At 69.6% G+C, this 14,999-nt stretch carries 10 protein-coding genes; 4 read left to right on the top strand and 6 right to left on the bottom strand.

Features of this window, described 5'->3' with window-relative positions:
- Positions 1–17: 17 nt before the first annotated feature.
- Together ABT313_RS13735 and ABT313_RS13730 are read right to left on the bottom strand one after the other, a co-directional pair.
- Positions 18–1,250 (bottom strand): SWIM zinc finger family protein, encoded by a 1,233-nt coding sequence (locus ABT313_RS13735; protein WP_350852033.1) that lies wholly within the window; start codon positions 1,248–1,250, stop codon positions 18–20.
- Positions 1,243–4,101 (bottom strand): SCO1167/SCO6262 family helicase, encoded by a 2,859-nt coding sequence (locus tag ABT313_RS13730; protein WP_350852030.1) that lies wholly within the window; start codon positions 4,099–4,101, stop codon positions 1,243–1,245. The genes ABT313_RS13735 and ABT313_RS13730 overlap by 8 nt, the downstream gene beginning before the upstream one ends.
- 104 nt (positions 4,102–4,205) lie before the next feature.
- Between ABT313_RS13730 and ABT313_RS13725 the strand changes: the two genes are divergently transcribed.
- Positions 4,206–5,180: a zinc-binding dehydrogenase gene (locus tag ABT313_RS13725; RefSeq protein WP_350852027.1), complete on the top strand. Its 975-nt coding sequence runs from the start codon at positions 4,206–4,208 to the stop codon at positions 5,178–5,180.
- Here ABT313_RS13725 and ABT313_RS13720 read toward each other — a convergent pair.
- Positions 5,170–6,474, bottom strand: coding sequence for a GGDEF domain-containing protein (locus ABT313_RS13720; RefSeq protein ID WP_350852024.1), 1,305 nt, complete (start codon positions 6,472–6,474; stop codon positions 5,170–5,172). The genes ABT313_RS13725 and ABT313_RS13720 overlap by 11 nt on opposite strands.
- A gap of 178 nt (positions 6,475–6,652) precedes the next feature.
- Here ABT313_RS13720 and ABT313_RS13715 point away from each other — a divergent pair, with 178 nt between their 5' ends.
- The gene (locus ABT313_RS13715; RefSeq protein ID WP_350852021.1) at positions 6,653–6,841 is read left to right on the top strand and encodes a DEAD/DEAH box helicase; all 189 of its coding nucleotides are present in this window, start codon (positions 6,653–6,655) and stop codon (positions 6,839–6,841) included.
- Between the two features lie 72 nt (positions 6,842–6,913).
- On the opposite strand, the gene ABT313_RS13710 is transcribed toward ABT313_RS13715, so the two are convergent.
- Positions 6,914–8,158, bottom strand: coding sequence for an MFS transporter (locus tag ABT313_RS13710; protein ID WP_350852018.1), 1,245 nt, complete (start codon positions 8,156–8,158; stop codon positions 6,914–6,916).
- Between the two features lie 388 nt (positions 8,159–8,546).
- Here ABT313_RS13710 and ABT313_RS13705 point away from each other — a divergent pair, with 388 nt between their 5' ends.
- Together ABT313_RS13705 and ABT313_RS13700 are read left to right on the top strand one after the other, a co-directional pair.
- Positions 8,547–11,105 carry an MXAN_6230/SCO0854 family RING domain-containing protein gene (locus ABT313_RS13705; RefSeq protein WP_350852015.1) on the top strand — a complete coding sequence of 853 codons (2,559 nt, stop codon included), beginning with the start codon at positions 8,547–8,549 and terminating at the stop codon, positions 11,103–11,105.
- Between the two features lie 172 nt (positions 11,106–11,277).
- Positions 11,278–11,826 (top strand): hypothetical protein, encoded by a 549-nt coding sequence (locus tag ABT313_RS13700; protein ID WP_350852012.1) that lies wholly within the window; start codon positions 11,278–11,280, stop codon positions 11,824–11,826.
- Positions 11,827–11,924: 98 nt separating this feature from the next.
- Here the strand turns inward: ABT313_RS13700 and ABT313_RS13695 are convergent, their stop codons facing one another.
- Together ABT313_RS13695 and ABT313_RS13690 are read right to left on the bottom strand one after the other, a co-directional pair.
- Entirely contained in the window at positions 11,925–13,316 is a 1,392-nt protein-coding gene (locus ABT313_RS13695; RefSeq protein ID WP_350852009.1) for a sensor histidine kinase, read from the bottom strand.
- On the bottom strand, positions 13,316–14,965 hold the full coding sequence (locus ABT313_RS13690; RefSeq protein ID WP_350852007.1) for an FAD-dependent oxidoreductase: 1,650 nt from the start codon (positions 14,963–14,965) through the stop codon (positions 13,316–13,318). Before ABT313_RS13690 ends, ABT313_RS13695 begins: the two co-directional genes overlap by 1 nt.
- Positions 14,966–14,999: the final 34 nt, after the last annotated feature.

The following is a 14,999-nucleotide window of genomic DNA, read 5'->3' as shown; positions in this document are numbered from 1 at the left end:
CGTACGTCGATCGGAGCTTAGAGGAGATCCTTGGGGTCCGGTGAGGGGGGACCGGTGAGGGTCCAGTCGTTGAAGTGTTGGGTGAAGCGGTACCAGAGGTTGTCGGGGCCTAGGCGGAGTTGGAGTTTGCCTGCGGTGACTCGGTTGGCTTCGAGGGTGGCGTTGGGGAGGGCATCGAGGGCTTCTGCCAGGGCGTCGGGGGAGACGGTGATCGGGTCGTCGAGGGTGACGGTGAGGCCGCCGGGGCCGGCTTCTCGCCAGGCGACGGCCCAGCTGGTGAGGCGGCGGGAGGAGATGCCGGCGCGGTGGGCGAGGTCGGCGAGTTCCGGCGTACCGAGGGCTTTGGCTGCTCTGCGGGCGAGGTCTTGCTCGAAGGTGAGGTTGAGGCCGCCGTCTCCGTCGCCGGACGCGAGCTCCCAGGCGCGTTGGGCGGCGTCGGTTGCCAGGGCGACGAGGTCTCGTACGTCGACGCCGGACGAGCGAGGCGGGTCCAGCACCCGCACCGCGGCCGGCAACCCGGGCGCAGCGAGCGGCCTGGGAGGCGCGGGCACGGGAACACTCGACGGGGTCGCGAAGGCGGCTATCGCGGGGATGCCGGCCGGCGGGGGAGTGCGGGGCGCGACGACCGGGGTCGCCGGCGAGCCGCGGCGCGTACGAAGGGCTGCGAGCAGCTCGTCCTTGCGCCGACCGCGCAGCAGAAGCAGCGCGAACGGGTCGTCGTCCAGGGCATCCGCGATCAGGTAGCAGACGGCCGCGGAATGCTTGCAGGGAACGGCGAAGTCGGGGCACGTGCAGTGCGTGAGGACCTCGCCGGCACCGGGCAGGAGCTCGAGCCCCGCATCACGTACGTCGTCGATCACCTCGGGCGGCAGCTCACCATCCAGCAGCGCGGCGACCCGCCCAATCTGCGCCGACACCACCTCCAGCACCGAGTCCCACTCGGCGCTCGAGAACGCGCGGATCCGCACCGTCACCTGGTACGGCGTGACGCGGCTGCCCTGCACCACCGCCTCAACCTCGCCCGGGCTCACCGTCAGCTCGACGACACTCCCTCGTCGCGCGTACGACCGGCCACGCGACAATCGCCCAGGATCAAGCCGAGCCCGCTGCTCCAACGCCTCCAACCACGCGCGACCCCACCACGTCGCTCCGAACGGACGCCGACTCCCCGGCCCCTTCGCCGCAGGCAGCCCGGCATCGTCACCCTTCCGCCGCCAGCCCTGCCACGGCACCCGATCCTCGTCAGCCATCGGATTTCCCAACGGCAGAAGGGTTGTACGCACTCGCCGAGCCGGACTTGGCCGGGGTCGTCGACAGCTCGACCAGCTCGGTGAGCTCGGCGTCCGAGAGCTCGCTCAGCCACGCCTCACCCGAGCCGACCACCGCATCGGCGAGGTCGCGCTTCGCATTGATGACTGTCGAGATGCGATCTTCCAGCGTGTTCTCGGTGACGAGGCGGTGGACCTGCACCGGCTGGTCCTGGCCGATCCGGTACGCGCGGTCGGTCGCCTGATCCTCGACCGCAGGGTTCCACCAGCGGTCGTAGTGCACGACATGCGTGGCCTTCGTGAGGGTCAGGCCGACCCCGCCGGCCTTCAACGACAGCAGGAACACCTGCGCCGCGCCGGATTGGAAGTCCGCGACCAGCTGCTCGCGTTTCCGCACCCCGATCCCGCCATGCAAGAACAACGACTTGATCTGCCGCGCGGCCAGGTGCGCTTCGATCAGCCGGCACATCTCGACGTACTGACTGAAGATCAGCACGGACTCGCCCTCGGCCAGGATCACGTCGAGCAGCTCGTCCAGCGCGGCGAGCTTGCCCGAGCGTCGCTCCAACGGACCGGGCTCGTGCAGGAACTGCGCCGGGTGGTTGCACACCTGCTTCAACTGCGTGAGCAGACTGAGCACGAGCCCGCGCCGCGCGATGCCCTCCGCCTCCTCGATCTTGGCGAGCGTCTCCTTCGCCACCGCCTGGTAGAGCGTGGCCTGCTCGACCGTCAGCGGTACGACGACGTCGCGCTCCGACTTCTGCGGAAGCTCCGGCGCAATGCCCGGATCGCTCTTGCGCCGCCGCAGCAGGAACGGCCGCGTCACCCGGGCGAGCCGGGCGGTCGCTTCCTCGTCGTGGAACCGCTCCACGGGTACGGCGACGTCGTGGCGGAACCGGTCGAGCGTCCCGAGCAGCCCCGGCGCCGACCAGTCGAGGATCGACCAGAGCTCGGAGAGCCGGTTCTCCACCGGCGTCCCGGTCAGCGCGATCCTGGTCGCTGAGGGCAACGTTCGCAAGGCGCGAGCCGTGCGGGACAACGGGTTCTTCGCGTGCTGGGCCTCGTCCGCGACGACCAGGCCCCAGGCCACCTCGCCGAGGACACGGTGGTCCTGACGCACCACGCCGTACGTCGTGAGCACCACCTCGTCCGGCCCGATGTCGCTGAGGGTCCGGCCCGAACCGTGGTAGCGCCGCGTCGGCACGTCGGGGGCGAACCGCTCGAACTCGCGCTCCCACGTGCCGAGCAGGGTCGACGGGCAGACGACCAGCGTCGGGCCGCGCCGCTCCATCTGGAGGTGCAGCGCGATCACCTGGATCGTCTTGCCCAGGCCCATGTCGTCGGCGAGGCAGCCGCCAAGGCCGAGGTTGGCGAGCTGCGCCATCCACGCGACGCCGCGACGCTGGTAATCGCGGAGGGTCGCGCGCAGGCCGACCGGATCGCTGAACGGAGCGGGCTCCTCGGCCGTACGCAGCCTGGCGAGCATTGCTGCCAGCGAACCGCTCGCGTCGAAAGGAACGAGCTCCCCGTCGACATCGATGGTCCCTGTCAGCGCCGCACCGAGCGCCTCGGCACCCGTGAGCTTGCGCGTCGAGCCGTTGCGGAGTCGCCGTACGACGTCCTGGTCGACGCGGATCCAGCGACCGCGCATGCGGATCATCGGCCGTTTCGCTTCGGCGAGCGCGCCGACCTCGGCTTCGGTCAGGTCCTGCCCGTCGAGCGTCGGTCGCCAGCGGAACGCGACCAGATCGTTCAGGTTGAAGTCGGGGCCGGTGATCGCGCCGGGAGTCGGAGTGGCGACGGAGCCGCGGACGGCCAGCTCGCCGGCGAACAGATCGGTCGGCCAGAGGACTTCGATGCCTGCGCCTTCCAACGCTGTGCTTCCTTCGGCGAGCTCCTCCAGCGCCACGTCGTCGATGCCGACCTCTTCCGGCGCTGCGTCGCGCAGCGCGGCGCCCAGCGGCGGCCAGACCCGCGCGCCGCGGCGGAGGGCGAGGAGGAGGTCGGTCTCGGCCCGCTCGCCGAGCGCCGTCAGTACGGCGGCCGGCGCGTTCCACATGTCGGCGACATCGACCAGCAAGCTCGGATCGAGCCCGCTGCGCAGCTGCAGGACGCCGCGGAACGATTCCTCAGCCAGCTCGGGCGGCTCGACCCGGAGCACAAGGCGAGCGCCTGCCTCTTCGGCGAGCGCAGTCTCGTCGAGCCAGCTGGACGGTCCGATCAGCGTGGCCGGATCGGTGGCAGCGAACGGCGCCGCGCCGGGACGCGTCGCGACGGCGGCTGCCGGCGTCCGGACGATGGTGTCGGCGAGCGCGTCCCAGAACGCGCGGACGAGTTGCTCGGGGTCGATCAGCCGGACCGGGCGGGTGCCTTCGATCGGCAGGGCGTGACCGTGCGCCGGCATGGCGGCGCTCAGGTTCCTCAGCCAGGCGCGGTCGATCGGGTCGAGCGGAGCCACGCGCCAAGCGCCGTAACCGCCCGGGGTCTGATCCGGCACCAGGCGCCCGCGCCCGATCAGCACCAACCCGGCCAGCCCGGCCGCCCGCCAAGCCGTCCAGCTCTGTGACCCGTGGGCGTCCGCCGCGTCAGGGCCGTCCGCCCTGTCCGGCCGGCTGGTTCCGATCGGGTCGACGTCCGGCGCGGTCAGGCGGGCGAGCAACTCGGGCATGGGCAGCAGACGCGCGGCGACCGTCGTCCGGCGGACGGTCGTGCCGCGGGGCAGGACGAGCTCGACCGAACCGTTGGCCTCGACGCCGCCCGCGGCCAGATCGCCGTACAGCGCCAGCCGGCCCGCGCGGGGCGGGTCGGCCGGAACGAAGACGGCATCGAGCATGCCCTGCACAGTACGCCGGACCACCGACAACTCTGGCGCTTGACCTGAACCAACGTTGAGGTTGCAGTCTCGGAACTCCGAAGACAACCGGAGAGAGTGCAGATATGCGTGCAGCAGTAGTGACCAAGTTCGGCGGCCCCGAGGTGATCGAGACCCGCGACCTGCCGGACCCCGAGCCCGGAGCCGGCCAGGTGCTCGTCGAGGTGGAGTTCTCGGACGTCATCTTCGTCGAGACCGCGATCCGCCGTGGCGGCTACGGCAAGTTCTTCGACGTCGAGCCGCCGTACGTCCCGGGAGGCGCCCTCGGCGGACGGGTCCGCGCGGTCGGCCCCGACGTACCGGCTGACTGGATCGGCAGGACTGTCGTCGGCCGGGCGATCGGCTTCGGTGCGCATGCCGAGCTCGCCCTGACCACGACCGACCTGGTCGAGGTACCACCCGAGCTCGACCTGCAGACGGCCGTCGCGGTGTACGGCGACGGGTTCACCGCGCTCATGCTCGAGGAGCTCGCGCCGTCGATGACCGGCCGGGACGTGCTGGTCACGGCCTCGGCCGGTGGGATGGGCCTGCTCCTGATCCAGCTTGCCCACAAGGCCGGCGCACACGTGATCGCGGCCGCCCGCGGCGAGGAGAAGCTCCGGCTGAGCCAAGCCCAGGGCGCCGACGTACTGATCGACTACAGCAAACCGTCCTGGCAGAAGTTGGTGCTTGAGGCAACCAACAACCGCGGCGCGGACATCGTCTTCGAAGGCGCCGGTGGCGAACTGGGCACGGCCGCCTTCGGCGTGGTCAAGGACGGCGGCTGGTTCTCCGCACACGGCGCTCCCAGCGGCAACTTCGCCGCGATCGATCCCGCCGAGGCCGCCCGCCGTAGCGTCACTTTGAAGGGCATCATGGACCTCCGCGCCGACTCGACCACCACCGCAGTCACCGGCGCCGACGTCATCACCCGCGCGGCCGCCGGCGACCTCGTTCCGGTCATCGATCAGGTCTACGGCCTGGAGCACCTGGCCGCGGCCCACCAGGCCCTGGAGAACCGCACCCTCCGCGGCAAGGCGTTGATCAGAGTCAGTCGCTGAGGTGACGGTCGGAGTCAGTGCGCTCCGACTTCTCGTCGAGGTGGTCGGTGACGGCCGGCGGGTTCGGGTGGGCGGTGACGATCTGGTTGCGCCCGGCCCGCTTGGCCGTCAGCAGTGCGTCGTCGGCGGCCAGGATGAGCTGGTCCATGGTGTTCGCGACATGCGGGTAGATCGCCGCACCGAACGACGCCGGTACGCCGGTGATCGCCGCAGTGCCGCCGTTCGTCGCGCCGACCGACACCGTCAGGGTCACCAGGCGCTCTCTGATCCGCTCCGCGATCTCCATCACCTCGGTCTCGGACGCGCCGGGCAGCAGCACCGCCAGCTCGTCTCCGCCGACCCGTGCGACCAGATCGCCATGCCGGACCTCGGCGCGGATCGCCTCGCCGACCGCACGCAGCGCCTCGTCACCGGCCGGGTGGCCGTAGGTGTCGTTGATCTCCTTGAACCTGTCGAGGTCCAGCATCAGCAGACCGACCGTGCTGCGCAGAGTGTCCGCACGGGCCAGCTCTGCAGGCACTGCGCTCGCCCAGTACGACGAGGTCGCCAGACCGGTCTTGGAGTCGGTCCCAGCGGCCCGCTGGTACTGCGGAAGCAGCAGATCCCGGTGCAGCGCCATCACCGTCACCATGAGCACAGGGACGACCCATGGGTACGACGACTGGACCGCAGCGATCGCTATACCGAGCCCCAGCCCGGCGCACACGACCAGCTGATCTGACAGCTCACCGAGCGCCTCCCGTGCGGTGGCCTCCGGAGAGGCGAGCAGGATGGCGCCGATCACCAGCGCGTAGTTCACCAGCCACCACGTCCCGGCCGCGGCCATGACGACCAGCAGCGACCAGAGGCCGGTCGGCACCCGCGGCTCGGTCAGCAGGCCACCGGCGCGCAGTACGGCGGCTGCTGCGGCGCTGGCGAGGATGTACGTCGCCGTCGAGAAGACCTTGCGGTGCGCAACGGTCCGCCCGTACACCCGGAACCAGGAGTAGAGGTAGGCCAGCACCACCAGCGGGATCACCAGCGACAGTGGGAGCAGCAGCAGGGCCGCGAAGATCCAGAGGCACTTGAGATTGGTGTGCGGTGAAGTATTGGCCGCGGTTTCGCGTCGGCGCTCGATTCCGCGGGCACACTCCAGGTGCAGGGTCGACGCGACAGCTAGGACGACGAAGGCGACCCACTCCGAGTGCCGGATGCCGGAGTTCGGCCCGACCAACGTGCTGCGAACCGCCAGTGTGGTAATCGTGACCGCAATCACATCAATCGCGAGCACATAAGCCAAAGCGGTCCTCGGCAACGACCAGAGCTTCCATTGCCGGGGTGGCCCCCAACTGCTCCGACCGATCAGAATCATATGAGCCTCACACACGGTCGATCTGAGCGGTTATGCGTTCATCGTAACGACCTGTTCACGTCACGTCACGCCCGTGTCCGGGTCATTCCACTCCTTGGTCACTTCAGAAGGGTCGAGAATCATGCAGAAGACGACGCGCGGTAACGGCACCGGCAACGACTGGTTCACCGGTGGCAACGACTGGCTGCACGGGGGGAACGACTGGTTCACCGGCGGGAACGACTGGTTCACCGGCGGCGGTAACGACTGGCTCCGCGGTGGTAACGACTGGTTCGCGCCGCGCACCGCCAATGGCGGTAACGATTGGTGACGAAAGGTAAATCTTTACCTTGGTTTTACATTCCGGAGAACTCACTCACGAGATAAACCGGACGGTCCGGAATTATCCGGGCTGTGATTCTGAGGAATGGTCGTCGATTCGGCGGGCGCGCGCCCAGGCGCCGCCCGCCGCGGCCGCCAGCAATGCCCCTGTGACGCCCATCACGGCGAGCGCGCCGGATGCCCCGAATGGTCCGGCCAGCACCCCCACCAGCAGAATTCCGAGGCCCTGGCTGCCCTTCAGCGCGGTACCCGCGACGCCGAAGGCCTTGCCGCGCTGGTGATCGGGCACGGCCTGGACGAACGCCGCGCTGGTCGGCAGGTGGTACGCCGATGCGGCGCCGGACAGCGCCCAGAGACAGAACGTCACCGCGGGGCCCGGCTGGAGCGCGCAGAAGGCCAGCGGAACACACGCTGCGACCGCGAGTGGTCCGAGGAGCTTCATCCGCCGCTCTGGCGACCAGAGCGTGATCAGCCACATCCCGAGCACACAGCCGGCCGGACTCGCGGCGAGCAAGACTCCCGCGGTCGTGGTGCCATAGCCGATCTCGTGGGCATAGGGCACCGCCAGGCCCTCTACGGTCACGTAGAAGCCGGCGATGGTGGCCAGCAGCACGAGAGTGCGCAGCTTCGGGGTGCGGGCTACCAGCGCGACGCCGGAGACCAGGTCGCTCAAATAGCTTGCTGATGGCGCATCTGTGCCACTTGTCGGAGCGGGGCGCCGATGGACTCCGAAAGTGACCAGGAGGGCCGACAAGACGAAGGTGCCGGCGTCGAGAAGCAGTCCGCCGGACGTTCCTACGGCGACCACCACGGCGCCGCCGAAGCCGAAGCCGAGGACCTGGCTGAACTGGACGACCATGTCGTTCGCGGCCTTGCCCAGGACGTAGTGATCACCCGGGAGTACGGCGGGCAGCGTCGCCCCGCGAGCCGCGTTGAACGGCGAACCGAACGCCTGCAGCGCGACCAGCAGCAGGATCACCACGAGTAGCGGAAGCGCCTGGATCGCCATACCTGCAACGAGAATCGCCCGTGCGACGTCGGTGACGATCATCACCGTACGTCGTGGGTACCGGTCGGCGAACCCGGCCAGCAGCGGCCCGAACAACAGGTCCGGTACGTAGGTCAGCGCATAGGTCACCGCGGTCAGCCCGGCCGACGCGGTCCGGTCGAAGACCAGCACCGACAACGCCACCCGGGCGAGCTGATCACCGGCCACGGACAGCACCCCGGCCAGGAACAACGCCCGGAACTCGGCGTGCGCGAAGACGTCACGCCAGCGCGCCCGTTCGACCACCGCAACCGACATACCTACGACGTTAACCACATACCGTGGCCCGACACCTCCCGAGGGTGACCGATGACGTGTCCACTGGCAGCTCAAGGGTTTACTTGCGGCGCATCTGTGCCAGTTCGGGCCCAGATTGGGGGACCCGGTAGCGCAGTATTTGGGTGAACGTTCTACTCTGTAGATCTCCGGTAGCGGGGTCTGGGCGGGGCGGCCCCGACCCTGCTACCGGAGCTCTTCTTTGTGGGGCCGGAAACTGTCGGTGGGGCCCGATAGCGTTCTCAGTGCCAGGGGCGGCTCCTGGACGTGCTTCCTTCTCCTTCACCAGGCCAAGTAGCGCGTCCGCTCTCCGCCCCTGGCGCCTGCATCAAAGGACGCAGCATCAAGGACGCCAGCCGGGGGAGACGCCATGCCGGAAGAAACAGCGCAGGTCCTGCTGCGCCGCCGCCGGCTCGTCGACGTCACCGCATTGACTCCGGCGGTGCGCCGTACGGCGTGGCAGTGGCTCCGTCGTCCGCTCACGATCCAGACCGGACTGTCCGCGCTACAGGCCGACCTGATCCAGCGTGGCTTCCTGCTGTCCGTGGGCCTCTACCGGTACTGCGCCTCGTTGTCGGCGCCCGCGCTTGCCGGCTTCGGCACCGCGTTGCTCGACCTGATCGATGCCGAGTCCGGGCACGACACCCACCACACGCCGCTGTTCCGTGGCTTCCCGGAGAGCGTGCCGGGCAACACGGAGACCTTCTACATCAACAGGGTGTTCGCTCGCCTCCTCCAGGAGCCCGACCAGCCTTGTGTGCTCTGCGGCGACACCAAGGCAGTGCATCCGGTCTCGCCGTGTGCACATCTGGTCTGCCGGACCTGCTGGGACGGGTCGGACTTCAGCGCCTGCCCGCTCTGCCTGCGGCGGATCGATCGTAAGGACCCGTTCCTCAAACCGTCGTTCGACGAGGAGCAGCCGGCACACGTCCGTTCGGACCGCCTGCGCCTGCTCTCCCTGGCAACCGACGACTCGGCCCGCGAGACGGTCGAGTCCCTGCTCGTACGGCGCGCGCCGCTCTCGGCACCGGATCGGGCCGACCTGCTGGTGCTGCTCGACGGCGCCGATCCGTCCTGGCTGCCGGACGACATCCCGGTCCGCGAGACGCGGGCGCTCGTCATCGCCCGCTTCCTCGCCGACGACCCGGAGCTGATCGATCGCGCCGACACCGCAACCGACGTACTGCGGGTGATCTATGCGCTGATGGACGCCGACCCCGGGCTGCGGACGCCGCCGGCCCGGCGGAAGTCGTTGCCGCGGGCAACGCGACGGCTGGTGTTGCAGCGGCTCGACCGGCTGCCGGTGGAGACGCTGACCGAAGACCTGCTGCGTCATGAGCGGGCCTGGAAGCGGATCGCGGAGAACCTGCACCCGTTCGAGTTCGCGGCCCGCTTCCCGGGTGCGGCGCTGGCGTTCGCGGTCCTCCGCCGGACCGATCTGGATCTGGCGACCGCGGCCGGGCGCGCGGTGGCGGGCGAAGCGGCGCGGCATCCGTTGATCCGCGTCGAGGACGGGCGGCTCGTGATGAGCACGTTCGCCGCGCGGCTCGAGGGCGCCTTCGCGCAGGGCCGACCCGAGCGGGCGCTCGACCTGCTGCGTGAGCGTCCGGGCGAGTTGGTCCGCCGCCTGTTGCACTTGGCGCGCGTGCTTCCACCCGAGCAGCACGCGATTCTCGTCGAGGCCCTGACGACTGCGGTGTCGGACGTCTCGCCGGTGGTGATCACCGCCGCGCTCGGTCAGGTCCGAACCCCGCCGGGCGACCTGCGACTGTTCTTCCCGCGCGGCGGCACGGCCCGGATCTGGACTTCGGTCGACGAGCGCGAGCCGTTGCCGAGTGAGCTGGCCCTGGAGCTGTCCGCCGTCCTGACCGGCGAAATGTTGCGTCGGGCAACGGACCTGCCGCGGTGGCGGCGGGCGTTCCTGGACGAGGAACTGACCCGGCTGGCGGCGCCCGGTTCGGAGCGGACCGCGTCGTCGAGTCTGTTGCGGATGACCCGGGGGAGCGCGGTGGCGATCCCGCAGGACGAGTTGCTGCGGTTGTTCCTGCACTGGGTCGAGCCGCCCGGTCGGCGGGTCGATCTCGACCTGTCGGTCGCGGTGTTCGACGAGGAGTGGTCCTTCGTCGGGCTGTGCGATTACACGCGTCTACGGTTCGACCAGGACGCGTTGGTCCACTCCGGCGACCTGACGTCGGCGCCGGCCCTGCACGGGTCGACGGAGTTCGTGGACATCGATCTGCGCGCCGTGCGCCGGGTCGACGGGCGATACGTGCTGCCGGTCGTGTTCAGCTACAACGACGTACCGTTCGATCAGTTGGAGCGCGGGTTCGTCGGAGTGATGCGGCAGCCCAACGGATTGTTCGACCCGGCCGCGGTCGAGGAGCGGTTCGACCTGTCCGGGCCGGCGAAGATCCTGATGCCGTTCGGCGTCGACCTGCACACCAAGGAACTGCGCTGGTACGACGTCAACCTCGGCGCGGCCGGATACGGTCACAACGTCGCGAAGTACGGCGGGCGGCTCGGGCTGATGGCGGCGACGCTCGAAGAAGTGCACGGGTCGGGCGATCGGGTCAGCCTGTGGGAGGTCTGCTGCTGGCACGCGGCCGCGCGGACCGACGAGATCGCGGTCCGGTGCGCCGACGGATCGGTCGTCGGGTACGAGCGGAAGCCGTCCGAGGAGCTCGCGACGTTCGCGCGCCGGGTGACGGCTCGGTTGGAGCCTGACCGGCGGTGGGACGAGGACGCGGCCGACCGGGCGGATTTCGTCGCGGTCCTGGCCGGTGATGTCACACCGCGACCCGGTGCCGAGGTGTATGCGCTGCATCCGCGCCTGCTCGACCACGCGAGTGTGTCGCTGATCGACGCGCCGCACCTGCTCGCCGTGCTGGCTCCGGACACTCGCGCCCGCGCGACCCTACGCCCGGTCTGAGGACTTCGGCTGGAAGAGCCGGCTGAGACCCGGCTGAGATACGGCCCCTGCGTTCGGGCGAGTCTGGCAGGGGCCTGAGAAATAGTTGACAGTTCCGTGACGGAGGCGGGGGTGTCGCTTTGGCGCGCTCCGGTGCAGGAGTACAACGGAATTGACGCGAAGGGAGCCACGAATGACGTACGACGTGGTGGTGCTCATCGAGCGGGAGATGAGCGAGGGCGACGCGCGCCGCGTTGCCGCCCTGTACGCAAGACATGAAGAAGCTGTCGACTACCACCTGCTGGTCTCCAGCCATCCGGACAGCGGATTCGGTGGGCCGATGGCGTTGCTGGGTTCGTCATTCGCGGACGTGGCCGGTATGACCGGCACCGCCGCCGTGGTCGGCTCGGCGACCGCTCCCTCGGCGCGGGTCGGCCCGGTGGCCGCTCCGAGCCGAACACCGATGGCCACCCTGGCAGACCCGGCCGTCGACCTCGCGTCGGTGATCGAACACAGTTCGCGCCGCCTCCGGGCCGCGAGCGGGTACCAGGTCCACGTCTCCATCACCCACGGCGAGATCCTGCTGGCGCTGATGCAGATGGTGAAGAGCACCGGTAGCCACGAGGTCGTGGCGGTCGCCTGGCCGGAGACCGCGGCCCGGTTCGTCTGCTCCGACTGGTCAGCCAAGGCCCGCAAGCTGCTGAAGGTGCCGCGGGTCCGCATTCTCGAGCACGACACCTGAGACCCGTACCGAACGACAGGAAGTAGTTCACGCCGGAGCGGGGCGGCTCTACGGCGTCAAGGCGCGCACCGCCACCACTTCCTGTCGTTCGGTACGAATCAACCGGCCGGGCTGGGCTGGCGCGGCAACCGCACCTGGAGCGTGGTCCGGCCGGGTTGCGAGGTGATGGTGATCGTGCCGCCGTGGTGTTCGGCGATGATCCGCTGGGCGATGTCGAGGCCCAGACCGGTGCCCTTGCCGACGTCCTTGGTCGTGTAGAACGGCTCGAACGCGCGCGCCGCGACCTCGGCCGGCATACCGCGACCGGTGTCGGTGAACTCGACCACGATCCGGTCGCCGTCGACGCTCGTCATGATCCGCAACGTGCCGGCGCCGTCCATCGCGTCGACCGCGTTGTCGATCAGGTTCGTCCACACCTGGTTGAGCTCGCCGGCGAACGCGTCGATGCGCGGTACGTCGGCGCCGTACTCGCGGATCACCTCGACGCCGTCGCGGAGCTTGTGCCCGAGCATGACCAGCGTGCTCTCGATGCCCTCGGTCACGTCGATGGTCTGGATCGAACCGCGGTCCATCTGCGAGTACGAGCGGACGGCCGCGACCAGTTCGGTGATCCGCCGGGTCGACTCCTTCACCTCACCGACCAGCGTCGCCGCGGACAGCGTGCTGGCGACCCACTCGAGACCGGGCTCCAACGCAGGCCCGAGTACGTCGGCCGCGCGCTCGCACCACTCGACACCGGCCCCCGCGGCTGCCAACGGCGGGGCGATGAACCAGTCCTGGGTGACGCCGTGATCGCCGAGCCAGTCCGAAATCATGTTCTCGTCATCGGCAAGGTCGACCGGGTCCGGGGCCGCAGTACCCGAGACGAGCTCCAGCCGCAGCTCATCGAGCGCACCGAACTGCGCCGCCGTCACGTCGCCCTCCGCGAGCCGGCGGAGAGCCGACAGCAGCGAGACGCACGCGGTGTCGAGCGCGCTGACGGAACGGGCCGCGGCCGCCGCGGGGTTGTTGATCTCGTGCGCCAGCCCGGCCGCCAGCGTGCCGAGCGTGATCAGCGACTCCCGCTGCCGGGCCGTCGACTCGATCGCCCGCGCGGTCCCGTAGACGCCCCTGATCAGATGCCCGGCGAGCGGGAACCACACGTCGATCCGCTCCCGCAGTACGTCGGTCGGCACGCGCAGGACCCGGCCTTCGGCGAGGCCGCGGCCGCTAGCGAGGTAGACGCCGTGCTCGTCCCAGGCGCGGAACCCGCCGGCCCAGCGTCCCGGGACGTCCATCTTGCCCATCACGGTGTCTTCGCGGCCGATCTTGCGGTGCAGCGCGATGACGCCGTCGACCAGCACCCACCAGAAGTCGGCGGGCTCGCCTTCGTGGAACAGGTCGGCGCCGAGCTCGATCACGACCTCGGTGCTGCCGTCGATCAGCTCCTCCAGCTGCGCGTCGGTCAGTCCGGCGAACAGCGGGATGTCCCGCAGATCCTCGGCGCGCATCAGACGGTCGCAAGGTAGCGGTGGACGAGATAGATCGACATGGCGCCTTCGCCGACCGCGGAGGCCACCCGTTTCATCGAGTCCAGCCGAACGTCCCCCGCGGCGAACACCCCGGGCACACTGGTCTCCAACGCGTACGGCGGCCGCGGCAACGCCCATCGATCGAAGGCGACCACGTCGGGCCCGGTCACCACGAAACCTTTCTCGTCGCGTACGACGGAATCGCCGAGCCAATCGGTCCGCGGGATCGCCCCGACGAAGATGAACAGCCAGCTGGCCGGGACCTCCTCGACGCGACCGGAGTTGCGGTCCGCCAACGTCAGGCTCTCGAGATGACCGTCGCCGCTGCAACCGACCACCTCGGTCCGGCACCGTACTTCGATGGTGGGCGCGTTGGTGATCTTGTCGATCAGGTACCGCGACATCGAGCTCTCGAGCGACTCGCCCCGGACGAGGAGCACGACCCGCTTGGCGTAGCGCGACAGGTTGAGGGCTGCTTGGCCGGCCGAGTTCGCGGCGCCGACGATGTACACCTCGTCGTCCTGCACCTGACCGGCCTCGCTGGCGGTCGCGCCGTAGTACACGCCACGGCCGGTGAGGTCGGCGAGGCCTTCGACGTCGAGGCTGCGGTACGAGACGCCGGTCGCGACGATCAGTGCGCGGGCCTCGATCTCACCGGATCCTTCGAGCAGTACGGCGTGCACGGGGCCGCGGGACTCGAGACCGACGACCGAGCGGGCGAGCACCATCTCCGCGCCGAAACGCGATGCTTGTGCGACGGCTCGTTGCGCCAGGTCCGAGCCGGTGAGTCCGCGCGGGAAGCCGAGATAGTTCTCGATCGCGGCGCTGAGTCCGGCCTGGCCGCCGGGCGCTTCGCGTTCGACGATCACGGTGCTTAGTCCTTCGGACGCGGCGTACACGCCGGCGGCGAGCCCCGCGGGTCCGCCGCCGACGATGCAGACGTCGTACAGCGGTTGCTCGGCTCGCGTGCGCAGGCCGAGAGCTGACGCGAGGTCGAGAGTGGTGGGGGAGCGGAGGGTGTCGCTCTCCGGGATCAGAACCAGCGGGAGATCGTTGTCGGAGGCACTGGCCAGCTCCTGCAGGCGTTGGGCTTCCGGGTCGCGTTCGATGTCGTACCAGCGGTACGGGACGTGGTTGCGGGCCAGGAACGTCTTGATGTCGTGCGACCGGTCCGACCAGCGGTTGCCGATGACACGGACATCGGAAACGTGGTCGGGGTTGGCGTGCTGCCAGTCGCCGAGCAGGTCGTCGACGACCGGGAACAGCTGGTCCTCGGGCGGATCCCACGGCTTCAGCAGGTAGTAGTCGAGGCCGATGTCGTTGATCGCCCGGATCGCGACGTCGGTGTCGGCGTACGCGGTCAGCAGCAGGTACTTCGCGGTCGGTGCATGCACGCGGGCGCGCTCGAGCAGCTCGATACCGGTCATGGCCGGCATCCGCTGATCGGTGGCGATCAGCGCGATCGGCTGGTTGCGCAGGGCCAGCTTCGTCAGCGCGGCCAGTGCCTGATCGCCCGAGGTCGCGCGCACGACCAGGTAGTCGTCGCCGTACCGACGGCGCAGGTCTCGGGAGATTGCCGCCGAAACCATCGGGTCGTCGTCGACAGTCAGAATCGCAGGTTTGCTCACGCGGTGCCCCCCACCCATGAACTGGTCCCGTCAG

The sequence above is a fragment of the Kribbella sp. NPDC000426 genome, from assembly GCF_040300265.1.
Classification (GTDB): Bacteria; Actinomycetota; Actinomycetes; order Propionibacteriales; family Kribbellaceae; genus Kribbella.
The sequence above is the reverse complement of the archived record's forward strand: the minus strand, read 5'-3'. Positions and strand labels throughout refer to the sequence as shown.

Coding starts and splice junctions, on each gene's coding strand:
- ABT313_RS13715 (WP_350852021.1), top strand. CDS start 6,653: ATGCAGAAGACGACGCGCGGTAACGGCACCGGCAACGACTGGTTCACC.
- ABT313_RS13710 (WP_350852018.1), bottom strand. CDS start 8,158: ATGTCGGTTGCGGTGGTCGAACGGGCGCGCTGGCGTGACGTCTTCGCG.
- ABT313_RS13730 (WP_350852030.1), bottom strand. CDS start 4,101: ATGCTCGATGCCGTCTTCGTTCCGGCCGACCCGCCCCGCGCGGGCCGG.
- ABT313_RS13705 (WP_350852015.1), top strand. CDS start 8,547: ATGCCGGAAGAAACAGCGCAGGTCCTGCTGCGCCGCCGCCGGCTCGTC.
- ABT313_RS13695 (WP_350852009.1), bottom strand. CDS start 13,316: ATGCGCGCCGAGGATCTGCGGGACATCCCGCTGTTCGCCGGACTGACC.
- ABT313_RS13735 (WP_350852033.1), bottom strand. CDS start 1,250: ATGGCTGACGAGGATCGGGTGCCGTGGCAGGGCTGGCGGCGGAAGGGT.
- ABT313_RS13725 (WP_350852027.1), top strand. CDS start 4,206: ATGCGTGCAGCAGTAGTGACCAAGTTCGGCGGCCCCGAGGTGATCGAG.
- ABT313_RS13700 (WP_350852012.1), top strand. CDS start 11,278: ATGACGTACGACGTGGTGGTGCTCATCGAGCGGGAGATGAGCGAGGGC.